The organism is Streptomyces coerulescens (genome assembly GCF_042657965.1).
Taxonomy (GTDB): domain Bacteria; phylum Actinomycetota; class Actinomycetes; order Streptomycetales; family Streptomycetaceae; genus Streptomyces; species Streptomyces coerulescens.
On record NZ_JBHSKM010000019.1, the window covers coordinates 404,220 to 425,425 of the forward strand.

Sequence of the window (21,206 nt, forward strand, 5' to 3'; positions counted from 1 at the left end):
TTGTTCTGTAACGGTGGGCACCCCGATGCCGTGCGTTGCCTGTGTCTGCGCCAGGATGTCAGGAACACATAAGCATCTGGAGGGGAACCCAGAAATGAGCTACAACCAGCCGGGCCCGTACGGCGGGCAGCCCCAGCAGCCCGGTCCGTACGGCGGGCAGCCTCAGCAGCCCGGTCCCTACGGCCAGCAGCCGCAGGCGCCCCAGCCCGGCTACGGCTACCCCCAGCAGGCTGCGCCGGCCCAGCCCGGGTACGGCTACCCGCAGCAGGGCGTTCCGCCCCAGCAGCCCCCGTACGGTCAGCAGCCGCCCTACGGCCAGCAGCCGTACGGGATGCCGCAGCCGCCGGCGCCGGGCGGCGGCGGCAAGAAGACGGGCCTGATCATCGGCGCGGTGGCCGTGGTGGTCGCGATCGGCGTCGGCGCGTACTTCGCGCTGGGCGGCAGCAGGGGCGGCGCGGGCAGCCTTGAGGACGACGGGGCGCACAAGCTGGCGACGCCGGAGAAGCTGCTCAGCGAGTACACCCGGGCCAGCAAGCTCGGCCAGAGCGTCGGGGGGTCCAACGACACCGCCGACGACCTGGAGAAGAGCGGCGTCAAGAACGGCGAGAGCGTCGTCGGCGTCTACTCGACGGCGGACCTGAGCGGTTACGACCCCAAGGACCCGAGCACGACGCCGGACCTGTCCGAGCTCGCGACCGCCAAGGGCATCACCTACTTCGGGGCCTACGGCGAGGTCGCCGACCCCGAGGCGGCGCTGGACAAGTTCTTCACCGACTTCAAGAAGTCGGCCGAGGAGGACTCCTCCTCCGGCTCCTCCGGGGCGGGCAAGACCGAACTGGTCGGCGAGGCCGAGTCGGTCGACCTCGACGGCGCGGTCATGAAGTGCCAGGCCGCCAAGGGCACCGACCTGGCCACCAAGAAGGAGAAGACGGACTGGTTCTGCGCGTGGGCGGACTACAGCACCATCGCCATGGTGTCGCCGGGAGACGCCACCCAGGGCATCTCCAAGGACATCGCCGTGGACATCACCACGAAGGTCCGCGCGGAGATCCGCGTCAAGGCCTGAGCATGAACTCGGCATCATGAAGGGCGCCCGCCGTGCTCGGCGAGCGCCCTTCGCGTTGCTCTCCGATCTCAAACGGCTCGACATGCCTGGTAAGCGTGGTTGTCCCGCACACCTGCGTTGATCAGTCCCGCGGAACAGATGGGCGCCGTCCCGGGAGAGCCTGCGTACTTACAGGACCCCTTGACCTTGGGACCTACGGCGTAGCCCTTCGACCCTATGTAGCTTTCACAGTACGAAGGTCCATACGCGCTGGCCGGTGTGGCTATGACCAGGGGCAGGGCTCCCGCCGCCGCAGTCACACAAAGTGCCGTCATCGCACGCCTGAGCTTCATGCTCGTATCTCCCCTTGAGCAGCCGCAAGTTGGTCGGTCTCGCGACGATCAAGAAGATCATCTGCTCGGTGGGAGTGTCCACGGGATGCCGACGGAATGGCTTGAGACCACTCAGGTCACATCAAGGTCTGACCGAATCCGGTCTGTCTCCTGGGCAGCCATTGTCAGCCCAGGAGCCGGCAGTCCGTCGGGGCGCGGCTACGCCGTCTTCTGCTCGCCGCTCCCGCGTCCCCGCGCATCCCGCGGAATCAGCGTCGGGTTCACATTCGAGTGGACGACGTCGGCCGTGATGACGACGCGGGCCACGTCCTTGCGGGACGGGATCTCGTACATCACGCCCTGGAGGACTTCCTCCATGATGGCGCGCAGGCCGCGGGCGCCGGTCTGGCGGAGGATGGCCTGGTCGGCGATGGCCTCCAGGGCCTCGCGCTCGAAGTCCAGCTCCACACCGTCGAGTTCGAAGAGGCGCTGGTACTGCTTCACCAGTGCGTTGCGGGGCTCGACCAGGATCTGCAGGAGCGCCTCGCGGTCCAGGTTGTGGACCGAGGTGATGACGGGGAGGCGGCCGATGAACTCGGGGATCATGCCGAACTTGACCAGGTCCTCCGGCATGACGTCCTCGAACTGGTCCTTGGCCTCCAGCTCGCGCTTGGAGCGGATCGTCGCGCCGAAGCCGATGCCCTTGGCGCCGGCCCGCGACTCGATGATCTTCTCCAGGCCGGCGAACGCGCCGCCCACGATGAACAGGACGTTCGTCGTGTCGATCTGGATGAACTCCTGGTGCGGGTGCTTGCGTCCGCCCTGCGGCGGCACCGAGGCCGTCGTGCCCTCGAGGATCTTCAGCAGGGCCTGCTGGACGCCCTCGCCGGACACATCGCGGGTGATCGAGGGGTTTTCGCTCTTCCGGGCGACCTTGTCGATCTCGTCGATGTAGATGATCCCGGTCTCGGCCTTCTTGACGTCGTAGTCGGCCGCCTGGATCAGCTTCAGCAGGATGTTCTCGACGTCCTCGCCGACGTAGCCGGCCTCCGTCAGCGCGGTGGCGTCGGCGATGGCGAACGGGACGTTCAGCATGCGCGCCAGCGTCTGCGCCAGCAGCGTCTTGCCGGAGCCCGTGGGGCCCAGCAGCAGGATGTTGGACTTCGCCAACTCGATGGCGTCGTCACGGCCTTGGGCGCCGCCGTTCTCGCCGGCCTGAACGCGCTTGTAGTGGTTGTAGACGGCGACGGAGAGCGCCTTCTTGGCCGCTTCCTGGCCGACCACGTACCCCTCGAGGAACTCGTAGATCTCGCGGGGCTTGGGGAGTTCCTCCCAGCGCACCTCGCTGGTCTCCGCGAGCTCTTCCTCGATGATCTCGTTGCAGAGATCGATGCACTCGTCGCAGATGTACACACCAGGGCCTGCGATGAGCTTCTTGACCTGCTTCTGGCTCTTGCCGCAGAACGAGCACTTGAGCAGATCGCCGCCGTCACCGATGCGTGCCACGGTGTGCTTCCCCTTCGCCTGGGAGACGCCTGGACGTTTTCGAATCCAGCGGCTCCTGGTGCTGCCTTATGTCGACGGTACCTTGCCTGGCCCCCCGTTCGGGCCCCCCTTGGCGCGGTTCACTTTGACGTGCACCGTCCCAAACCGTGCCAAGGGGCAGCAGACAATACCGGGTCCGCGTCAGCGAACGTCGGCGTTGTTCATCTTCCGGGTGGAGATGATCTGGTCGATCAGCCCGTACGACAGCGCGTCCTCGGCGGTGAGGATCTTGTCGCGCTCGATGTCCTCGCGGATCTTCTCGATCGCCGTGGTGGAGTGCTTGGCCAGCATCTCCTCCAGCTGCGAACGCATCCGGAGGATCTCGTTGGCGGCGATCTCCAGGTCGGAGACCTGCCCGCGGCCGGTCTCGCTGTACGGCTGGTGGATCAGCACACGGGCGTTCGGCAGCGCCATGCGCTTGCCGGGCGTACCGGCGGCCAGCAGCACGGCCGCGGCGGAGGCCGCCTGGCCCATGCAGACCGTCTGGATGTCCGGCTTCACGAACTGCATCGTGTCGTAGATGGCCGTGAGCGCGGTGAAGGAGCCGCCCGGGCTGTTGATGTAGACCGAGATGTCCCGGTCGGGGTCCATCGACTCCAAGCACAGCAGCTGCGCCATGACGTCGTTGGCGGAGGCGTCGTCGATCTGCACGCCGAGGAAGATCACGCGCTCCTCGAACAGCTTCGCGTACGGGTCGTACTCGCGGATGCCCTGCGAGGTGCGCTCGACGAAGCGGGGGATCACGTAACGGGACTCGGCGCGCGGGCCGGTGTACTCGGCCTCGGTGCGGGCGTAGAGGCCGCTGCCGGGGAAGTCGTTCACTGTCTGTCTCCTAGGGGCTGTGGCGGTCGGCTGGGGGCTTGCAGGGGGCCTCAGGCCGCCCCGGTGCCGCCGCCGCCCGGCATCCCGGCGGCCGTCGGGATGACGTCGTCGATGAGGCCGTACTCCTTGGCCTCGAAGGCGTCGAACCAGCGGTCGCGGTCCGAGTCGCGGGTGATCTGCTCGACCGACTGGCCGGTGTGCTGGGAGGTGAGCTCGGCCATGCGCTTCTTGGTGTGCAGCAGCCGCTCGGCGTGGATCTTGATATCGGAGGCCGAGCCCGCCAGGCCCGCGGAGGGCTGGTGGATCAGGATCTCGGCGTTCGGCAGCGCGAAGCGCTTGCCGGGGGTGCCCGCGCTGAGCAGGAACTGGCCCATGGAGGCTGCGAGACCCATGGCGATGGTCACCACGTCGTTCTTGATGTACTGCATGGTGTCGTAGATCGCCATGCCGGCCGTGATCGAACCGCCCGGGCTGTTGATGTACATGTAGATGTCCTTGTCCGGGTCCGCGGCAAGGAGCAACAGCTGTGCGGTGATCTTGTTCGCAATGTCGTCGTCGACCGGCTGGCCGAGGAAGATGATCCGCTCGTTGAGCAGCCGGTTGTAGACATGGTCGCCGAGGCCACCGCCGATGGAGGGCTCGCCGGCGGCGGAGGGCATCAGATTCGTCACGTATCCACCTGCTCGTCTTACGACGGCGCCGGGCCGTCTCACGTGTTCCCGTCCGGGGGTTTGGCCGGGGACGCCGGTCCCCTTGCCCCGTACTCATGGACCCTAACGCGCAGGCTGTGCGGTGCCATCCCGGTTCCGTGAGTGTTCGCCGGGGGCGTAGAGCGGTTGGCGAGCGGCCGCCGCCTACTCGCCGTGACTGTGCGGGTGCGTGTGCGGGTGCGGGTCCGGTGGTTGTTCGCGCAGTTCCCCGCGCCCCTACCGGGGCGCTGCACGGCCGCGCGTGAAGAAGGGCCCCGGGGATCTCGGATCCCCGGGGCCCTTCCTACGAGCTACGTGGTGCCGTGGGCTCAGCCCTCGGTCTTCTCCTCGGCGGCCTCGTCAGCGGTGCCCTCGGCGACCTCGACGGTCTCGGTGGCCTGCTCGACCTCGTCCTCGTCGTCCAGGTCGACGACCTCGCCGTTGGTGTCCTTGACGACGGCCTTCTCGACCACGACGGCCAGGGCCTTGCCACGGGCGACCTCGCCGACCAGGAGCGGAACCTGGCCGCCCTCGACGACGGCCTGGGCGAACTGGTCGGGCGACATGCCGGAGGAGGCGGCGCGACGCATGAGGTGCTCGGTGAGCTCCTCCTGGTTGACGTTCAGCTTCTCCTGCTTGACGAGCTCGTCGAGGACGAACTGCGTCTTGATGCCCTTGACCGCGGCTTCCTTGGTCTCGGCGTCGAACTCTTCCTCGGTCTTGCCCTGGATCTCCAGGTACTTCGCGAGGTCGAGACCCATCTGGCCGAGCTGGTGGTGCTCGAGGTTGTGCTTACGGGTGTTGATCTCGTCCTCGAGCAGCTTCTCCGGGACGGGCACCTCGACCAGCTCAAGCAGCTTCTCCAGGACGCGCTCCTGGGCCTGCGTGGCCTGGTCGTACTGCTTCATGTTCTCGAGGCGCTTGCGGCTGTCGGCCTTCAGCTCCTCCAGGGTGTCGAACTCGGAGGCGAGCTGCGCGAACTCGTCGTCCAGCTCGGGGAGTTCGCGGGCGGCGACCTGGGTGACCTTGACGGTGACCTCGGCCTCCTTGCCGGCCGCGGAGCCGCCCTTGAGCTCGGAGGTGAAGGTGGCCTCGCCACCGGCCTGAACGCCCTTCACGGCGTCGTCGATGCCGTCCAGCAGCTCGCCGGAGCCGATGGTGTAGGAGACGCCGGACGCGACGCCGTCCTCCAGGACCTCGCCGTCGACCTTGGCCTCCAGGTCGATGGTGACGACGTCGCCGTCCTCGGCGGCGCGCTCGACCGGGGAGGTGGACGCGAAGCGCTCACGCAGGTCGGAGACGGCCTTTTCGACGTCCTCCTCGCTGACCTCGACGGCGTCGACCTCGACCTCGATGCCGGAGTAGTCCGGGATCTCGATGGCGGGGCGGACGTCGACCTCGGCGGTGAAGTTCAGCGTCTCGCCGTCCTTCAGCTCGGTGATGTCGACCTCGGGCTGGCCCAGGACGTTGAGCTCGGCCTCGTTGACCGCCTCGGTGTAGAACTTCGGAAGCGCGTCGTTGACCGCCTCCTCCAGGACCGCACCGCGGCCGAACCGCTGGTCGATGACGCGGGCGGGGATCTTGCCCTTGCGGAAGCCCTTCACCGTGACCTGCTGGTTGATCTTCTTGTACGCCGCGTCGAGGCTGTCCTTGAGCTCCTCGAAGGGCACCTCGACAGTGAGCCGAACCCGGGTCGGGTTCAGGGTCTCCACGGCGCTCTTCACGGTTCGGTCTCCTTGTGGCTGACTTCTTGGTTTCTGCCGGAGCCAGACTGGTCCGGCGGATTCGCCGCCCGAGAACTTCGTGACTTGAGTACGGAGAGACACACGGGCGTGCAGCTTGCATAGTAACGGCAGCGGGGACACGCCCCCAAAGGCGATCACGGAAGGCGATCACACGAGGTCGTCGCGCATATGGCCGGTCTTCACCGGTCCTGGTCGGGGTGGCGGGATTTGAACCCACGGCCTTCCGCTCCCAAAGCGGACGCGCTACCAAGCTGCGCCACACCCCGTGCTGGTGCGACACGTAGGGTACATGCCCGCAGGCAGTGGGGCCGCCGCATTTACGGGGTGTGCGACGAGGGGGGCCGACCCGCTACGATGCTTCCTGTGCCGCGGTCAGCTGACCTGCGGCTCGTCCTGTGCGGGCGTAGCTCAATGGTAGAGCCCTAGTCTTCCAAACTAGCTACGCGGGTTCGATTCCCGTCGCCCGCTCTGTACGCCGAAGGCCCAGGTGAGAGGTGGTTTTCCTCTCTCCCTGGGCCTTCCGTGTTCCTCCGGGCGGACCGTACGGGCCCGGGGCGATCATACAAGGCAGCGGCCGAGCAGCCAGCGCGCCCTGTGCGCCGACAGGGTCAGCTCGTCCTCGTCCCCGGCGTCGATCACCAGCAACACGTCATTGCTCGGCCAGCGAGAGGCCAGGTCCCGCAGGGTGACGGGCCGGTAGCAGGGCACCTGGGGAAAGGCTCTGAACAGCCGTTCCTCCGATGTGAAGACCATGACCGCGGAGGCGTCATGAGCGCTTTCGATCACCGGCAGCACAAGCCGCACAAGTTCACTGTGGTCACGTGTGTACCGGATTCCGCCGATCGCGGGGATCAGCACGTCACAGCCGGCCAGCGCTTCCAGCGCCGGTAGGTCCACCGAGGTGGACAGGTCTTGCAGAGCCTTCCGCGCCACCGATTCGAAGACCTCTGCCGGGATCTCAGTCATAGCGCCGCACCTTTTTACACAGAGCCAGTCCCGGACGACGGATCGTCGAGGTCCGACTACCCGCGATCGGTCCGATCATGCGGTGCCGGTCGTTCTGCGGTCAGGTTCTCAGGGTGTGCACGTCCACCGTGTAGACGGAGCGGATGCCGTACGGGACGTAGAGGGCGTCGCCGACGAGGGTCAGTGGGGCGCCGAGGCCGGTGGAGTCGGCGGTGCCGCCGTCGTCGCGGCCCTGGAGGGTGGCCTCGACCGTGCCGGTGCGCAGGTTCAGGGCGGCCAGGCGGCCGCTGGGGGACGCCAGGTAGAGGTGGGTCCGGGAGGCGGTCGGCGGGCCCGGGGACTCCACGGTGGAGTTGCTGTCCCACAGCCGGCGCCCGGTGTCCGGGGCGACGGCGCGGACGCTGCCGCTGGGGAAGGTGACGTAGAGCGTGCCGTTCAGGAGGGTGGGCGTCGCGCTCTCGGGCTGGGGCTCGGACAGCCGTACGGTCGTCACGATGTGCGAGTCGGCGTTGATCAGGGTCAGGGTGCGGCGGGTTCCGGTCGTGTGGAGGGCGACCAGGCGTCCGTCGGCCTGTCCGACGATGTCCTGGTCCTTGTCCACGGTCACGGTCCAGCGGGGGCGTCCGGTGGCGGGGTCGAGCTGCGCGATGCTCGTACCGCTGACGGCGTCCTCGGTCCAGTCCCGGCACACCAGGTAGGCGTTGCGGGCGGCGCTGCGCAGCAGACACATCTGTGTGTCCGGGTCCGGCAGGGGGCGCTTCCAGCGGACCTTGCCGTTCTCGGCGTCGAACAGGGCGTACTGCTGTCCCTTGGGTCCGTGGACGGCGATGACGCCCTCGGGGACGGCGGTGGAGAAGCCCTGCTCGCTGCTCGGTTCCGTGGACTCCGGGCCGTCGCCGGTGATCGTCTTCCAGATCACCTTGCCGGTGTCGGCGTCCAGCGCCTGGATCGTGTAGCGGGAGTGGTCGGAGTCGCCCTCGGTCCGGTTGTCGGCGCCGTAGACGTACACGCGGCCGCCGCGGGCGGCGATGACGGTGCCCTGGTCGCCGCCGACGACGTCGTCGGGGGTGTCGTCGATCGGACGAGCCCAGGTGTTGCTGCCGTCGGCGAGGGCGAAACGGGTCGCCAGGACGTCGTCGCCGGCGCACACCAGGGACCGGCCGGTGGCCGCGCAGCGGCTGAACGGGCCGTCGGGGCCGATGGGGTCGTCCTCGACGCCGGGGTCCTTGGACTTCTTGTGCCACTCCTGCCAGCCGGGGGGCAGGTCGCGTGCGATCGGGGCCGGCTCGGAATTGACCGCGAGGACGGTGAGAGCACCCGCGCCGGTCAGCAGGAGTGCGCCCAGGGCGGCGGCCAGGAGGAGGCGTTTGCGCCGCCGGGGGCGCCGAGGCGTGGGGGTGTCCGTGGCGGGGGCGGTCTCGGGGGCAGGGCGCGGGTCGGGGAGTTCGCCGTTGCGCAGAAGGTGGAGCAACTCGTCCGGCGACGGGCGGGACTTGGGATGCTTTTCCAGGCAGAACTGGACGAACGGGAGCAACTCGGACGGCACTCCGTCGAGTTCCGCGTCGCCGTCGACGACCCGTACGGCGGTCTCGTAGGGGCTCGGACTGTCGAAGGGACCGCGGCCGGTGGCGGCGTAGGCGACGACCGAGCCGAGGGAGAAGACGTCGGCGGCGGGGCCCACGTCCTGCGGGGAGGAGAACTGCTCGGGGGACATGAAGGGCGGGGTGCCCATCACGCGTCCGGTCTGGGTGAGCACGTCGGACGCCGCGAACTCGGTGGCGCGGGAGATACCGAAGTCGATGACCCGGGGGCCGTCCTCGGCCAGCATCACATTGGCCGGTTTGAGGTCCCGGTGGACCATCCCGGCGCGGTGGATGTCCCGGATGGCCTCCGCGAGCCCGGCGGCGAGTTCACGCAACCGCGGCAGCGGCAGGGGCCCGTGCCGGCGGACATGGGTGCCGAGGTCCTCGCCGGGGATGTAGAGGGTGGCCATCCAGGGGCGCGACGCGTCGGCGTCCGCGTCCACGACGGGGGCCGTGAAGGCACCGCTGACCTGGCGGGCGGCGGCCACCTCGCGGCGGAAGCGGGTGCGGAATTCGTCGTCGTCGGCGTACTGCGCGTGCACGATCTTGAGGGCGAGGCGGCGGCCGGAGGCGGAGCGGGCCAGGTAGACCACGCCCATGCCACCGGAGCCGAGGCGGTCCTCGATCCGATAGCCCCCGACCTCAGTCGGGTCCGTTTCGCGCAGCGCCATCCCTTACGTCCCCCCGTCCGCACCGTCGTTCCGTAACGTTCGACGATCACGAACGAGGGTATCCGTACCCTTTCGGGCGGCCCCAGGGACCCTAGAACTGGATGGAGTTGATGGTCTCGGCTATCGAGTTGAGGAACCGCTGGATGTCGTCGGCCATGCCGGTCGAGGCGAGGAAGAAGCCGAACAGCACGGCGACGACGGCGGGGCCGGCCTTCAGGGATCCGCCACGGATCAGCACCACCAAGATGATCGCCAACAGCAGCACCACTGACAGCGAAATGGCCACAACAGATCACACCCTCGGTCGGTCCGCTCTCCCGGCCCGGGGACGCGACCCCGCGCACCCCCGCCAGAACCATCGTGCCACCAACCGGGCCCCGCTATGCGGCACGTGACGTTTCGTTCGCCACACCTGTGCCGGATCTGTGACGGTCCTCGGACGCACCGACCTCTCGCCTCACCCGCGTACGACATTTCGGCGAGACATCCGCACAGAGAATTCGACGGGATCGTTTCCATCGCCACACAACATGTTCGCCGGTATTTCGAATTCGCGGGACGGTGATCATTTCATCGGCGTCACCTCCTTGCCATATGCACTACTTAGTCAGGATGAATCCGGACAAGAGGGGTGACCAACAGGTGTCTCCCAGGTGCATGTTCGCTGTACACGTGAAGTCGCTCGCAATAACCGCTAATGACCTCGGGGGTTTTACGAAATCCCACAGACAACGCTAGGGTGCCTCAGATGTTCCACGCTGCCTCGTCCCCCGCATACGCAGCGAGGTCCTGGATCCGCTACCCGGGCTTCCGACGGGAGGGTCTGTGACGGACTCGCTGCGACCGCACGGCCACAACAGAGCGCCACTCCCCCCGACACAGCAGTCGGCGGACGGAGTGCCGAGTCCGCGCTCACCGCAGGGCAGGAAGGCTCAGGGCGACGCCAGAGCCGCGTCCAGCGGTGCCAAGCAGCGCGACGCGTTCTTCGACAACGCCAAGTACCTGGCGATCGTGCTCGTCGCCATAGGCCACGCCTGGGAGCCGATCAAGGGCGACAGCCGGATCCTGGAGGGCGTGTACACCGTCGTGTACACCTTCCACATGCCGGCGTTCATCATCATCTCCGGCTTCTTCTCCCGCAGTTTCGACGCGAGCCCGAACCGGCTGAAGCGCCTGATCACCGGTGTCGCGGTGCCGTACGTCGTGTTCGAGACGGCCTATCCGCTCTTCAAGCGGTGGATCGACGAGGACCCGAGCCAGGACATCAGCCTCCTGGACCCGTGGTACCTGACGTGGTTCCTGTGCGCGCTGTTCATCTGGCGGATGACGACGCCGATCTGGAAGATGGTCCGCTGGCCGCTGCCGATCGCGCTCGGCCTCGCCATGGCGGCGACGGTCACCCCGGAGATCGGCGACGACCTCGACCTCCAGCGGGTCCTTCAGTTCCTGCCGTACTTCGTGCTGGGCCTGATCATGAAGCCCGAGCACTTCCACATGGTGCGCACCCGCACGGTGCGGATCCTGTCCGTGCCGGTGTTCACCCTCGCGCTGGCCTTCGGCTGGTGGGCGGTGCCGCGGATGAACACCGCGTGGTTCTACCACCGGGACGCCGCCCAGGAGCTGCACGCCCCGTGGTGGACCGGGCCGGTCATGGTGCTCGCGATGTTCGGCTGCTCGCTGGTGCTGACGGCCTGCTTCTTCGCCTGGGTGCCGCGCCGCCACATGTGGTTCACGGCACTGGGCGCGGGCACCCTGTACGGCTACCTGCTGCACGGCTTCGTCGTGAAGGCCGGTGACTACCAGGGCTGGTTCGAGCACGCCTGGCTGCAGCGTCCGCTCGGCGAGATCTTCGTCAGCGTGGTCGCGGCCGCCGGTGTCACGCTGCTGTGCACCGCGCCGGTGCAGCGGGTCTTCCGGTTCGCGATGGAGCCGAAGATGGAGTGGGCGTTCAAGCGGGACGCCGCCGAGCTGGCACGGGAGCGGGAGAAGCGCGAGGGCGCGACGGCCCGCGAGAAGGTCAACGCCTGACCCTGCGCCGTTCCTTCACAACGAGGAGAGTCAGTCTCCGGTTCCCATCGAGGAGAGTCAGTCTCCGGACAGGCCGAGAAGTGCGCGCATCCGTGCGTACTTCTCGGTCAGTCTTTTGCGGGTCGCCTCGTCCAGGACCGCGAGGCGTGCCGGGTCCGCGTTGTGTGCCAGGTCCGCCTCCTTCACCAGCAGCGCGCCCGGAGTGGCCAGGATCCGTGCCGCGTAGGCCTCGGGCGGCTCTCCGGCCCGCTTGGTGACCGCGCGCACCACGTCCTTCGTACGGCGGCTCAGCGCGGCTTCCTCCAGCCACTGTTCGGACAGCGCGTCGTCCTCGACGGAGTCGTGCAGCCAGGCCGCCGCGATCTGGTCCTCGTCGCCGCCACGCGCGCGTACGCCCTCGGCGACGGCGCTCAGATGCTCGGTGTACGGCCGCCCGGCCTTGTCGCTCTGGTGCGCGTGGGCGGCGCGGGCGACGGCCTCCACGTCGGCGAGGGACAGCGTCCCGGACGGGGTGCTCTGCGGCTGCGGTGTCTCGGTCACCCACCCAGTGTCGCCCGTCCGGCTCAGCGGGCCGCCGTCGTCGTCGGACCCTCGCGGCAGATCAGCAGCAGCGCCCGGTCGTCGTTGACGTCCTTCGCGACCGCCTCGATGAGGTGCCAGGCCGCGCCGTGGAAGCCGCCGGCGACATAGCGGTCGGCCTCGCCGGTGAGGCGGTCCATGCCCTCGACGATGTCGCGGTCGGACGTCTCGACCAGGCCGTCCGTGAACAGCATCAGGACGTCGCCGGGGCGCAACGAGCCCTTCACGGGGTCGAACTGGGCGCCGTCGTACACGCCGAGGAGGGGTCCCTCGGCCGCCTTCTCCTCCCAGCGGCCGCTGCCCGCGCTGAGTTGCAGGCCCGGCGGATGGCCCGCCGAGTACAGCTCGTAGTCGCCGGAGTCGAGGTCGAGGACGAGGTGGATCGAGGTGGCGAAGCCCTCGTCCCAGTCCTGGCGCAGGAGGTAGCCGTTGGCGGCGGGCAGGAAGGCGTGCGGGGGCAGGCTGCCGAGGAGGCCGCCGAAGGCTCCGGAGAGCAGCAGCGCGCGGGAGCCGGCGTCCATGCCCTTGCCGGACACGTCCGTCAGGACGGCCTCCAGGGTCCGGCCGCCGTTCGTGCGGGCCGCCACCACGAAGTCGCCGGAGAAGGACTGACCGCCCGCCGGGCGCAGCGCCATCTCGCGGTGCCAGCCGTGCGGCAGCTGCGGCAGCTTGCTCTGCACGCGGATGCGCTCGCGCAGGTCGAAGAGCATGGTGCCGCCGCGTCGCCAGGGCACACCGACCCGGCTGCGGAACTGGGCGATGAGGAGGCCGAAGAAACCGCATGCCGCCACGACCAGGACGACGCCCGGCGTGACGCGGGAGGGACCCTCCGTGTACGGCCCGAGCTGAACCGACTCCACGATCAGTCCCGTCGCCGCCGCCGCGTACAGGCCCAGCAGGCTCGCCGGGCGCAGCAGCAGCCCACCGGCCACGATCGGCAGGACCAGCGCGGCCGGTGAGAACCACACCGGGTTGGCCATCGTCAGCGCGCAGATCAGCGGCACCGTCAGCAGCAGGCCGGCCAGCGCCACCCAGTCCGAGCCGTCACCGCGGAAGTAGTCCACGGCACTTCTGCGCAGGCCGACGCGGGCCCGGTGCCAGTGCATCCTCAACCGGGCCATGAACGTCTCGGCCGCCGTGCGCCGCTCTCGTCCTGCTGCCATTAGTTCGGGACCCTATCCATCGGACCAGCCGCTTGGCACGGGAGGTCCTACTTGTCCCCCGTCCGAGGTTCAACTTCACAGTGAACTTCACAGGAAGACGTCCCGTCGCCGCCAAGGAGAAATTCCCTCGCTCGTCCCGCATTGCGCTGGTAGGCATGGTTCATGGCGAAAGACAGTGTGAGCGAGGCCGACCGCCTGGAGCTGCGGGCGCTGCGTCAGGACGAGTGGGACATCTGGTACGAGACGCTCATCCGCGCCTTCGGTGGTGTCGCGGAGGCGGCCGAGGAGCGGGAGTTGTGGAACTCGCTCACCGAGACCGACCGGTCCCTGGGGGTCTGGGACGGGGACGCGTGCGTGGGTACGGCCGGGGCGTTCAGCTTCCGGCTCACCGTGCCCGGCGGTGCGGCCGTGTCCGCCGCCGGCGTCACGATGGTCAGCGTGGCCGCCACGCATCGCAGGCGCGGCGTCCTGACGTCGATGATGCGCCGGCAGTTGGACGATGTGCGCGAGTGGGGCTGGCCGCTGGCGGTGCTGACGGCCTCCGAGCCGGCGATCTACGGCCGCTTCGGCTACGGCATCGGCACCCACCAGGTGAGCGCCGAGATCGACACCGCACGCGTGTCGCTGTCCGTGCCGCCCGGCACCGATGACGTACGTCTGCGCTACGCCGTACCGGCCGACGTCCTGGACGCGTGCGAGGCCGTGTACGCACGCAGGGTGTCCGCGCGGCCGGGGATGATCGCGCGGCTGCCCGGCTGGGAGCGGCTCGGGCTGCTCGACCCGGAGAGCGACCGGGAGGGCGCGTCGCCGATCCAGTGCGTGCTGGCGGAGCGGGACAGTGAGGTCGTCGGGTACGCGCGCTTCCGCGTGAAGCCGGAGTGGGACGGCAACGGCCCCAGCGGTGCGGTGCTGCTGCGGGACGTACAGGCCCTGGATCCGGCGGCGGAGGCCGCGCTGTGGCGGTTCCTGTTCGGCATCGACCTGACGTCCACGGTGAAGGCGTGGTCACGGCCGATGGACGAGGCGTGGCAGCACCAGGTCTCGGACATCCGGCGGTGCGTGGTGCGGGTGAAGGACGCCCTGCACGTACGCCTTGTGGACGTCGGGGCCGCGCTGGAGGCGCGGACGTATCAGGCGCCGGTGGACGTGGTGTTCGAGGTGGAGGACGACTTCTGCCCCTGGAACACCGGGCGTTGGCGGCTGAGCGGTGACGCCAAGGGCGCGTCGTGCGAGCGTACGACGGACGCGGCCGATCTCGCCCTGTCCGTACGGGAGTTGGGGGCGGCCTACCTCGGTGGGGTGAGCCTCGCGGCGCTGGGCGCGGCCGGGCGGGTGCGGGAGCTGCGGCGGGGGGCGTTGGCGGAGGCGTCGGTGGGCTTCGCGTCCACGGTGGCCCCGTGGCTGCCGCACGGCTTCTGAGGCGCTCCTGACCGCCTTACGGGCGTTGGCAGTTCGGGCACCAGAAGAGGTTGCGGGCGGCGAGGCCGGCGGTGCGGATCTCGCCGTCGCAGATGTGGCAGGGCAGGGTGGCGCGGCGGTAGACGTAGACCTCGCCGCCGTGGTCGTCGACCCTGGGCGGGCGGCCCATCGCCTCCGGGGTGTGCTCGGGACGGACGGTGTCGATGCGGTTGTTGCGGACGCCCTCGTGCATGAGCTCGACGAGGTCGGCCCAGATCGCGTCCCACTGGGCCGGGGTGATGTCCCTGCCCGCGCGGTAGGGGTCGATGCCGTGCCGGAAGAGGACCTCGGCGCGATAGACGTTGCCGACGCCGGCGATGACCTTCTGGTCCATGAGCAGGGCGGCGATCGTCGTACGGCTGCGGGAGATCCGCCGGTACGCCCGGTCCGGGTCGGCGTCGTCGCGCAGGGGGTCCGGGCCGAGTCGGTCGTGTATCGCCTGCTTCTCGGTGTCGGCGATCAGGGCGCAGGTGGTGGGGCCGCGGAGGTCGACGTACGCGGTGGCGTTCGCGAGGCGGAGCCGGACGGTGTCCGTGGGCGGGGGTGCGGGGGCGTCGCCGAAGCCGACCTTGCCGAAGAGGCCGAGGTGGATGTGGATCCAGTCGGCGTCGCGGAAGCCGAGGAAGAGGTGCTTGCCGTGGGCCTCGGTGCGGGTGAGTTCGGCGCGGTCGAGGAGGGCCGCCGCGTCGGAGAACTTGCCCTGGGGGCTGGTGACCCGGGGGGCCGTGCCGAGGAACGCGGCGGCGTAGTCCTGCGCCAGCCGGTGGATGGTGTGCCCCTCAGGCACGGTGACTCCCTCTGTATGTGAAGGGGCTGCCCGCCCCTTCGACCCCGCTGGGGCTGCCGCCCCAGACCCCGCTTCGGCCCTGAACGGGCCTCGTCCTCAAACTCCCCCAGAGGGGGCACCCCCGGACGGGCTGGAAGGGCCGACCCGGCGCTCGCAGGTACCGCCTACTGCTGCGGGTGGTGCGGCGGGATCGGAGGGAGGTCACCCGTCGTCTCGTAGGACGTGAGCATGTCGATGCGGCGGGTGTGACGCTCGTCACCGGAGTACGGGGTGCCCAGGAAGGTCTCGACGAACTTCGTCGCCTCATCCGTGGTGTGCATGCGCGCGCCCACCGCGACGACGTTGGCGTTGTTGTGCTGACGGCCGAGCGACGCCGTCTCCTCGCTCCAGGCCAGGGCCGCGCGAACGCCCTTCACCTTGTTCGCGGCGATCTGCTCGCCGTTGCCCGAGCCGCCGATCACGATGCCGAGGGCGTCGGGGTCCGCGGCCGTCCGCTCCGCCGCACGGAGGCAGAAGGGCGGGTAGTCGTCCTGGGCGTCGTAGATGTGGGGGCCGCAGTCGACGGGGTCGTGACCGGCCGCCTTCAGCCAGTCGACGAGGTGGTTCTTGAGTTCGTAGCCCGCATGGTCCGAGCCGAGATACACGCGCATGGGACGAGTGTGACACGGCTGTATCCGGGCAGCAGCGCCGGGTGTCGATCGCGTCAATTGTGACCTGAACCATGGAAGCTCAAGGAAACCTCAAGTAACAATCCCGAATCAAAGGTTCCCGAATCCGTTCTCCTCCGATTCACTGGTCCGACTCGTACGCCACACGCAATCCGCTTGTGCGAGGACCGCTCCCCACGGCGCAAAGGAAATCCGTTCCATGACTTCGCAGCCGACAAAGAAGACGGCCGAACCGGCTCCCGGGGGCCATGGCCTACAGGCCGGGCTCAAGAACCGCCATCTGTCCATGATCGCGATCGGCGGCGTCATCGGCGCCGGCCTGTTCGTCGGGTCCAGCTCCGGTATCGCCACCGCAGGACCCGGCATCCTCCTTTCCTACGCACTCGTCGGCACGCTCGTGGTGCTGGTGATGCGGATGCTCGGTGAGATGTCCGCGGCCAACCCGACCTCCGGGTCGTTCTCCGCCCACGCCGACCGGGCGCTCGGCCGCTGGGCCGGGTTCTCCATCGGCTGGCTGTACTGGTTCTTCTGGGTCGTCGTGCTGGCGGTCGAGGCGACCGCCGGTGCGGTGATCCTGGAGGGCTGGATCCCGGCCGTCCCGCAGTGGGGCTGGGCCCTGATCGTCATGGTGGTGCTGACCGCCACCAACCTGGTCTCCGTCGGCTCGTACGGCGAGTTCGAGTTCTGGTTCGCCGGGATCAAGGTCGTCGCGATCGCCGCGTTCATCGTCATCGGCGGTCTCGCCATCTTCGGGCTGCTGCCGGGCGTCGACAGCGACCAGGCCGGACTGAGCAACCTCACCGACCACGGCGGATTCCTGCCGCACGGACCGGGCGCGATCCTCACCGGTGTGCTGCTCGTCGTCTTCTCCTTCATGGGAAGCGAGATCGCCACCCTCGCCGCCGGTGAGTCCGAGAACCCGCAGCAGGCCGTCACCAAGGCCACCAACAGCATCATCTGGCGTGTCGCCGTGTTCTACCTCGGCTCGATCCTCGTCGTGGTCTCCCTGCTTCCCTGGGACAGCAAGGCCATCGCCGACAAGGGCTCCTACGTCGCCGCGCTCGACTCCCTCGGCATCGCGCACGCCGGTCAGATCATGAACTTCATCGTGCTGACCTCGGTGCTGTCCTGTCTCAACTCCGGCCTCTACACCGCCTCCCGCATGGCCTTCTCGCTCGGCCAGCGCGGGGACGCGCCGAAGGGCTTCGCCCGCACGACCGGCAACGGCGTGCCGCGGACCGCGATCCTCGTGTCCGTCGCCTTCGGCTTCGTGGCCGTGTTCTTCAACTACAAGTTCCCGGACTCCGTCTTCCTCTTCCTGGTCAACTCCTCCGGTGCGGTCGCGCTGTTCGTCTGGCTGGTCATCTGCTTCTCGCAGCTGCGCATGCGCAAGATCATCCAGCGCGAGTCGCCGGAGAAGCTCGTCGTGAAGATGTGGCTGTACCCGTATCTGACCTGGGCGACGGCCGCGCTGATCGTGTTCGTGCTCGGCTACATGCTGACCGACACCGAGCACGACGGGCGCAAGACCGTGCTGCTGTCCCTGCTGGTCGCCGCGGTCGTGCTGGCCATCGCCTTCGTGAAGGAGAAGGTCGGCGGCGGGCGCCCGGCGGGCGTCGGGGCCGTCGCCTCGGAGGCGCCGCGCGACGAGGTCAAGACCGGCTGAGTCGTCGGCCGGCCGTGTGGCCGTGAACCGCCTGAGGGGCGATGGGGTGCCAGGTGCCACCCCATCGCCCCTCTCGTCTTGGTCACAGCACCGTGAAGGTGTCCCTCACCTTCTCGTAGGTCTTCAGGGCCTGTGCCGCGATGTCCGGGCGGTACCAGGTGTTGATCTGGTACGACTTCCCGCCCACGGTGAAGCCGAGCAGCCGGGCGTGCCAGGGCTCGCCCTGGAGGGTGAAGGTGTACTCCCAGACGACCGCCGGGTGTCCGCGGAAGGTCGTGCGCTCCAGGCGGATCTTGCTGTAGTCCTTGCCCTGTTGGGCGTTCTGTTCCGACTTCTGCCAGGAGTCCATCAGGTCGTCGCGGGCCAGCGAGGACTTGGCGGCGAGTTCCTGTCTGGCGTCGGGTGATGTGTAGTGCACCTCCGATCCGGTCTGTACGTCCCGTCGCCAGCCCTCGGGCGGCACCCACGCGAACCCGCCCGCCTCACGACGTGAGCCCGGCGGCAGGCTCTGCGGCCTGGATGTGCCCTCGACCGTGGACGACGGGGAGGACACGGCCGTCGACGGCGACGGTGAGCCGCCCGCCCCGTCGTCCTTCGGCGACCCGAAGTCGGACGCCAGGACCACGGCTACGACCGCCCCGGCCGCGGCGATGCCGACGGCGGCGACGATTCCCGTACGGCGATGCCCTGGGCGGCGTCGGGTGCGCGCCGGAAGGGCCGGGCCGGGGAACTCGCCGGGCGGCATGGCGCCCTGGGACCTGGAACCGCTCTGCGGGGCCCCCACCCCGGGAGCGGGCCGCCGCTCGGTCACCGCTTCCGACCGCTCCAGGGAGACGCCGGCGCGGCGGGGCGTCGGTCCGCCGGAATTGCCGACCGGGGCGGCCGAGTGCACCTCCGTGCGGGACTCGGGGGCGAGTTCTGTGGAGGCGTTGGGGGCTCGGGGGGGCTGTGGGGGTGGGGGCTGCGTGGGTGGCGTGGGGTGAGTTGGGGTGGATGTGGTCGGGGTGGGGGTGGCCGGGGCGGGGGTGGCCTGGTGGGTGCGCTCGGCGGGTGGAATCTCGGTGTGCGGAGCCTCGGTGTGTGCGGCCTCGCTGTGTGGAGTCTCCGGGTGCGCAACTTCGGTTTGTGGAGCCTCGGTTCGGGCCTCTTTGGCCGGGGCCAGGCGGTGTCGTGTCGGTATCGCGTCCTGGATGTCGTCCGGCGGCTGCCGGGGGTCGGGCGGGAGCAGGACGCGGGAGGGGTCCAGGAGGGCGGGGGTGGGGGACTCCGTGGGGGCCGTGGTGGCTGCCACAGGGTCCGGGGGTCGGCTGGGCGTCGGGGCCGGAGCCGGGGGCGGGGTCGGGGGCGGGCTCGGGTTCGGGGTCGGGGTCGGGGTCGGGTTGGACGCCGAGTCCGGGGCCTGGTTGCGCTCAAGGTCCGGTGCGGGGGCCGGTGGCGACTCGGGCGGTGGACCAGGCTCGGGTATCAACTCCGGGGCAGAGGCCGGACCGGGCGCCGGAACCGATGAGGACTCAGGCCGTGAACCGGCGCCGGACATGAGGTCAGCCGCAGGACCCGACTCCGGGGTCGGGGCCGACGCGGACTCGGGCCGTGAACCGGGGCCAGGCATCAACGCAGCCGCAGAGGCCGAGCCGGGCGCCGGAACCGATGAGGACTCGGGGCGTGAGCCGGCGCCGGGCATGAGGTCAGCCGCAGAGGCAGACTCCGGGGCCGGGCCGTGCTCCGACGGGGCAGTCGTGCCGGGTATGAGCGCATCCCGCGGCTGCGGCGCCGGCTGTTGCCCCGCACCCGGCCCCTCGCTCTGGCGCTGGGCCTGGCCCGAGACCAACTGCCGCCCCGCGCCGGGTTCATGGACCTGGCCCGGCGTCAACAGCTGTTCTGCGCCGGGCGCTTGCCGCTGTCCATGCCCCTCCGCCGGCTTCGCCTGATCGGAGTCGTGCTCGGGGCCCGGCGGCGAAACTCCTGCCCCGGCCCCGGCGTTCCGACGCACAGGACCGGTCTCGGCCTCGGGTGGCGCTCCTCCCTCACCCGGCACTGTCGCGGATTCGTCTCCGCCCAGCACCGACGCAGACTCGGCGCCCCTCGGGCCCACGGCAGATCCGCCGCCTCCCGGCACCAGGGCAGATGGACCGTCTCCCGGCACCAGAGCAGATCCGCCGCTTCCCGGCACCACCGCAGACCTGCCGCCACCCGGCACCACCACCGCCCCGGCCATCCCCGGGGCAGCCCCGGACTCGCCACCCCCCGGGACGGCCGCAGACCCGCCACCTCCCGGGACAGTCGCAGCCCCGCCACCTCCCGGCACGACCGCAGCCCCGTCCTCCCCCAGGACGGCCCCAGACTCGCCACCCCCCGGAACGGCCGCAGCCCCCTCCTCCCCCAGCACGGCCCCCGATCCACCGCCTCCCGGCGCCACCGCAGGCCCGACTCCCCTGGGCACAGGCCCGGACTCATCACCTCCCGCCGCCACCGCCGGCCCGTCCCCCCGACCGCTCCAACCGTCCACCACGCCACCCGATCCACCCACTCCACCCACTCCACCCACTCCACCCACTCCCCCGACAACCGGCACAGTCGGCGTAGGGGTCGGATGGGCCACCGGGTGGAGGGCCGTTTCCAGGGTGTCCAGGCCGGGGCGTCGGGTTGGGTCCTTGGCCAGGAGGGTGGTGAGGATGTTACGCAACGGGCCCGCTGTGCGCGGGAGTTCGGGCTCCTCGTACAGGACCGCGTGCAGGGTCGCCAACGTCGTGTCGCGGGAGAAGGGCGAGCGGCCGGCCAGGGCCGCGCTCAACGTGGCGCCGAGGGACCAGATGTCGGACGGCGGGCCCTGAGGACGGCCGGAGATGCGCTCGGGGGCCATGTAGTCGGGGGATCCGACCAGCATGCCGACCATGGTGAGCGCCTTCGCGTCCTGGATCGCGGCGATGCCGAAGTCCGTCAGGACCACCCGGCCCCGCCCGCGCCGCACCTCCGTCTCCACCAGCACATTGCCCGGCTTGATGTCCCGATGGAGCACTCCACGGTCGTGCACCTGCCGCAGCGCCGCCACCAGACCCAGGCCGATCCGGGCGGCCTCGCCGGGGCTCAGCGGGCCCTCCTCCGCCATGATGCGTTCCAGGGAGCGGCCGGCCACCAACTCCATGACGATCCACAGGCGTTCGCCCTCGTCGACCACGTCGTAGACCCGTACGACGTTGGGGTGGTCGATCCGTGCCGTCGCCCGCGCCTCGCGCAGGGTGCGTTCACGGCGTGTGCGGGTGTCCTCCGGGTCCAGGCCGTCGATGCGCATTTCCTTGACGGCGACCAGTCGATCGAGAATTTCGTCGACCGCTCGCCACACGCGCCCCATTCCCCCCTGGCCGATACTCTCGACCAATCGATAGCGCCCCGTCACCAGTACACCTGGAACCCCGCCACTCCTTGTATTCCCCGGCAATCCACTGCACCCCCTCGATGCCG

At 69.6% G+C, this 21,206-nt stretch carries 16 protein-coding genes, 2 tRNA genes and 1 pseudogene; 5 read left to right on the forward strand and 14 right to left on the reverse strand.

Translation table 11 applies throughout. The annotated features are described in order from the left end of the window. The first annotated feature begins 94 nt into the window (after positions 1–94). Positions 95–1,066: a hypothetical protein gene (locus tag ACFPQ9_RS24860; RefSeq protein ID WP_380857257.1), complete on the forward strand. Its 972-nt coding sequence runs from the start codon at positions 95–97 to the stop codon at positions 1,064–1,066. 530 nt (positions 1,067–1,596) lie between these two features. On the opposite strand, the gene clpX is transcribed toward ACFPQ9_RS24860, so the two are convergent. From clpX to ACFPQ9_RS24885, 5 genes are all read right to left on the reverse strand, one after another. Beyond that, positions 1,597–2,883, reverse strand: a complete 1,287-nt coding sequence (clpX, locus tag ACFPQ9_RS24865; RefSeq protein WP_062720622.1) for an ATP-dependent Clp protease ATP-binding subunit ClpX — start codon at positions 2,881–2,883, stop codon at positions 1,597–1,599. 180 nt (positions 2,884–3,063) lie between these two features. Continuing rightward, on the reverse strand, positions 3,064–3,744 hold the full coding sequence (locus tag ACFPQ9_RS24870) for an ATP-dependent Clp protease proteolytic subunit (protein ID WP_380857260.1): 681 nt from the start codon (positions 3,742–3,744) through the stop codon (positions 3,064–3,066). Positions 3,745–3,794: 50 nt separating this feature from the next. Continuing rightward, positions 3,795–4,403, reverse strand: coding sequence for an ATP-dependent Clp protease proteolytic subunit (locus ACFPQ9_RS24875; RefSeq protein WP_380858657.1), 609 nt, complete (start codon positions 4,401–4,403; stop codon positions 3,795–3,797). Positions 4,404–4,762: 359 nt separating this feature from the next. Next, complete coding sequence (tig, locus tag ACFPQ9_RS24880) at positions 4,763–6,157, reverse strand: trigger factor (protein WP_380857263.1); 1,395 nt, start codon at positions 6,155–6,157, stop codon at positions 4,763–4,765. Positions 6,158–6,367: 210 nt separating this feature from the next. After that, positions 6,368–6,444, reverse strand: a tRNA-Pro gene (locus ACFPQ9_RS24885). A 131-nt stretch (positions 6,445–6,575) separates the two neighbouring features. Between ACFPQ9_RS24885 and ACFPQ9_RS24890 the strand changes: the two genes are divergently transcribed. After that, positions 6,576–6,646, forward strand: a tRNA-Gly gene (locus tag ACFPQ9_RS24890). 90 nt (positions 6,647–6,736) lie between these two features. Here the strand turns inward: ACFPQ9_RS24890 and ACFPQ9_RS24895 are convergent. The 3 genes from ACFPQ9_RS24895 to ACFPQ9_RS24905 all read right to left on the reverse strand — a co-directional run bounded on the left by ACFPQ9_RS24895 (position 6,737) and on the right by ACFPQ9_RS24905 (position 9,684). Next, positions 6,737–7,144, reverse strand: a complete 408-nt coding sequence (locus ACFPQ9_RS24895) for an SseB family protein (protein WP_380857266.1) — start codon at positions 7,142–7,144, stop codon at positions 6,737–6,739. 100 nt (positions 7,145–7,244) lie between these two features. Continuing rightward, on the reverse strand, positions 7,245–9,398 hold the full coding sequence (locus ACFPQ9_RS24900) for a protein kinase domain-containing protein (protein WP_380857269.1): 2,154 nt from the start codon (positions 9,396–9,398) through the stop codon (positions 7,245–7,247). A gap of 91 nt (positions 9,399–9,489) precedes the next feature. Further along, positions 9,490–9,684, reverse strand: coding sequence for a hypothetical protein (locus tag ACFPQ9_RS24905; protein ID WP_030044846.1), 195 nt, complete (start codon positions 9,682–9,684; stop codon positions 9,490–9,492). Positions 9,685–10,223: 539 nt separating this feature from the next. Between ACFPQ9_RS24905 and ACFPQ9_RS24910 the strand changes: the two genes are divergently transcribed. Continuing rightward, positions 10,224–11,426 carry an acyltransferase family protein gene (locus ACFPQ9_RS24910; RefSeq protein ID WP_380857272.1) on the forward strand — a complete coding sequence of 401 codons (1,203 nt, stop codon included), beginning with the start codon at positions 10,224–10,226 and terminating at the stop codon, positions 11,424–11,426. Positions 11,427–11,483: 57 nt separating this feature from the next. Here the strand turns inward: ACFPQ9_RS24910 and ACFPQ9_RS24915 are convergent, their stop codons facing one another. Then, positions 11,484–11,966, reverse strand: coding sequence for an HD domain-containing protein (locus ACFPQ9_RS24915; protein WP_380857275.1), 483 nt, complete (start codon positions 11,964–11,966; stop codon positions 11,484–11,486). Between the two features lie 23 nt (positions 11,967–11,989). Next, complete coding sequence (locus ACFPQ9_RS24920) at positions 11,990–13,168, reverse strand: PP2C family protein-serine/threonine phosphatase (protein ID WP_380857278.1); 1,179 nt, start codon at positions 13,166–13,168, stop codon at positions 11,990–11,992. 162 nt (positions 13,169–13,330) lie between these two features. Between ACFPQ9_RS24920 and ACFPQ9_RS24925 the strand changes: the two genes are divergently transcribed. Beyond that, positions 13,331–14,587 (forward strand): GNAT family N-acetyltransferase, encoded by a 1,257-nt coding sequence (locus ACFPQ9_RS24925; RefSeq protein WP_380857281.1) that lies wholly within the window; start codon positions 13,331–13,333, stop codon positions 14,585–14,587. 16 nt (positions 14,588–14,603) lie between these two features. Here the strand turns inward: ACFPQ9_RS24925 and ACFPQ9_RS24930 are convergent, their stop codons facing one another. Both ACFPQ9_RS24930 and ACFPQ9_RS24935 read right to left on the reverse strand, forming a co-directional pair. Next, positions 14,604–15,413, reverse strand: coding sequence for an Fpg/Nei family DNA glycosylase (locus ACFPQ9_RS24930; RefSeq protein WP_380857284.1), 810 nt, complete (start codon positions 15,411–15,413; stop codon positions 14,604–14,606). 164 nt (positions 15,414–15,577) lie between these two features. Next, entirely contained in the window at positions 15,578–16,063 is a 486-nt protein-coding gene (locus tag ACFPQ9_RS24935; protein WP_380857287.1) for a ribose-5-phosphate isomerase, read from the reverse strand. Positions 16,064–16,280: 217 nt separating this feature from the next. Between ACFPQ9_RS24935 and ACFPQ9_RS24940 the strand changes: the two genes are divergently transcribed. After that, complete coding sequence (locus ACFPQ9_RS24940) at positions 16,281–17,747, forward strand: amino acid permease (RefSeq protein ID WP_380857290.1); 1,467 nt, start codon at positions 16,281–16,283, stop codon at positions 17,745–17,747. Positions 17,748–17,829: 82 nt separating this feature from the next. Here the strand turns inward: ACFPQ9_RS24940 and ACFPQ9_RS24945 are convergent, their stop codons facing one another. Further along, entirely contained in the window at positions 17,830–19,038 is a 1,209-nt protein-coding gene (locus ACFPQ9_RS24945; protein ID WP_380858721.1) for a hypothetical protein, read from the reverse strand. A 1,284-nt stretch (positions 19,039–20,322) separates the two neighbouring features. Then, a pseudogene (locus tag ACFPQ9_RS24950) lies at positions 20,323–21,096 on the reverse strand (serine/threonine-protein kinase); the annotation flags it as partial. Positions 21,097–21,206: the final 110 nt, after the last annotated feature.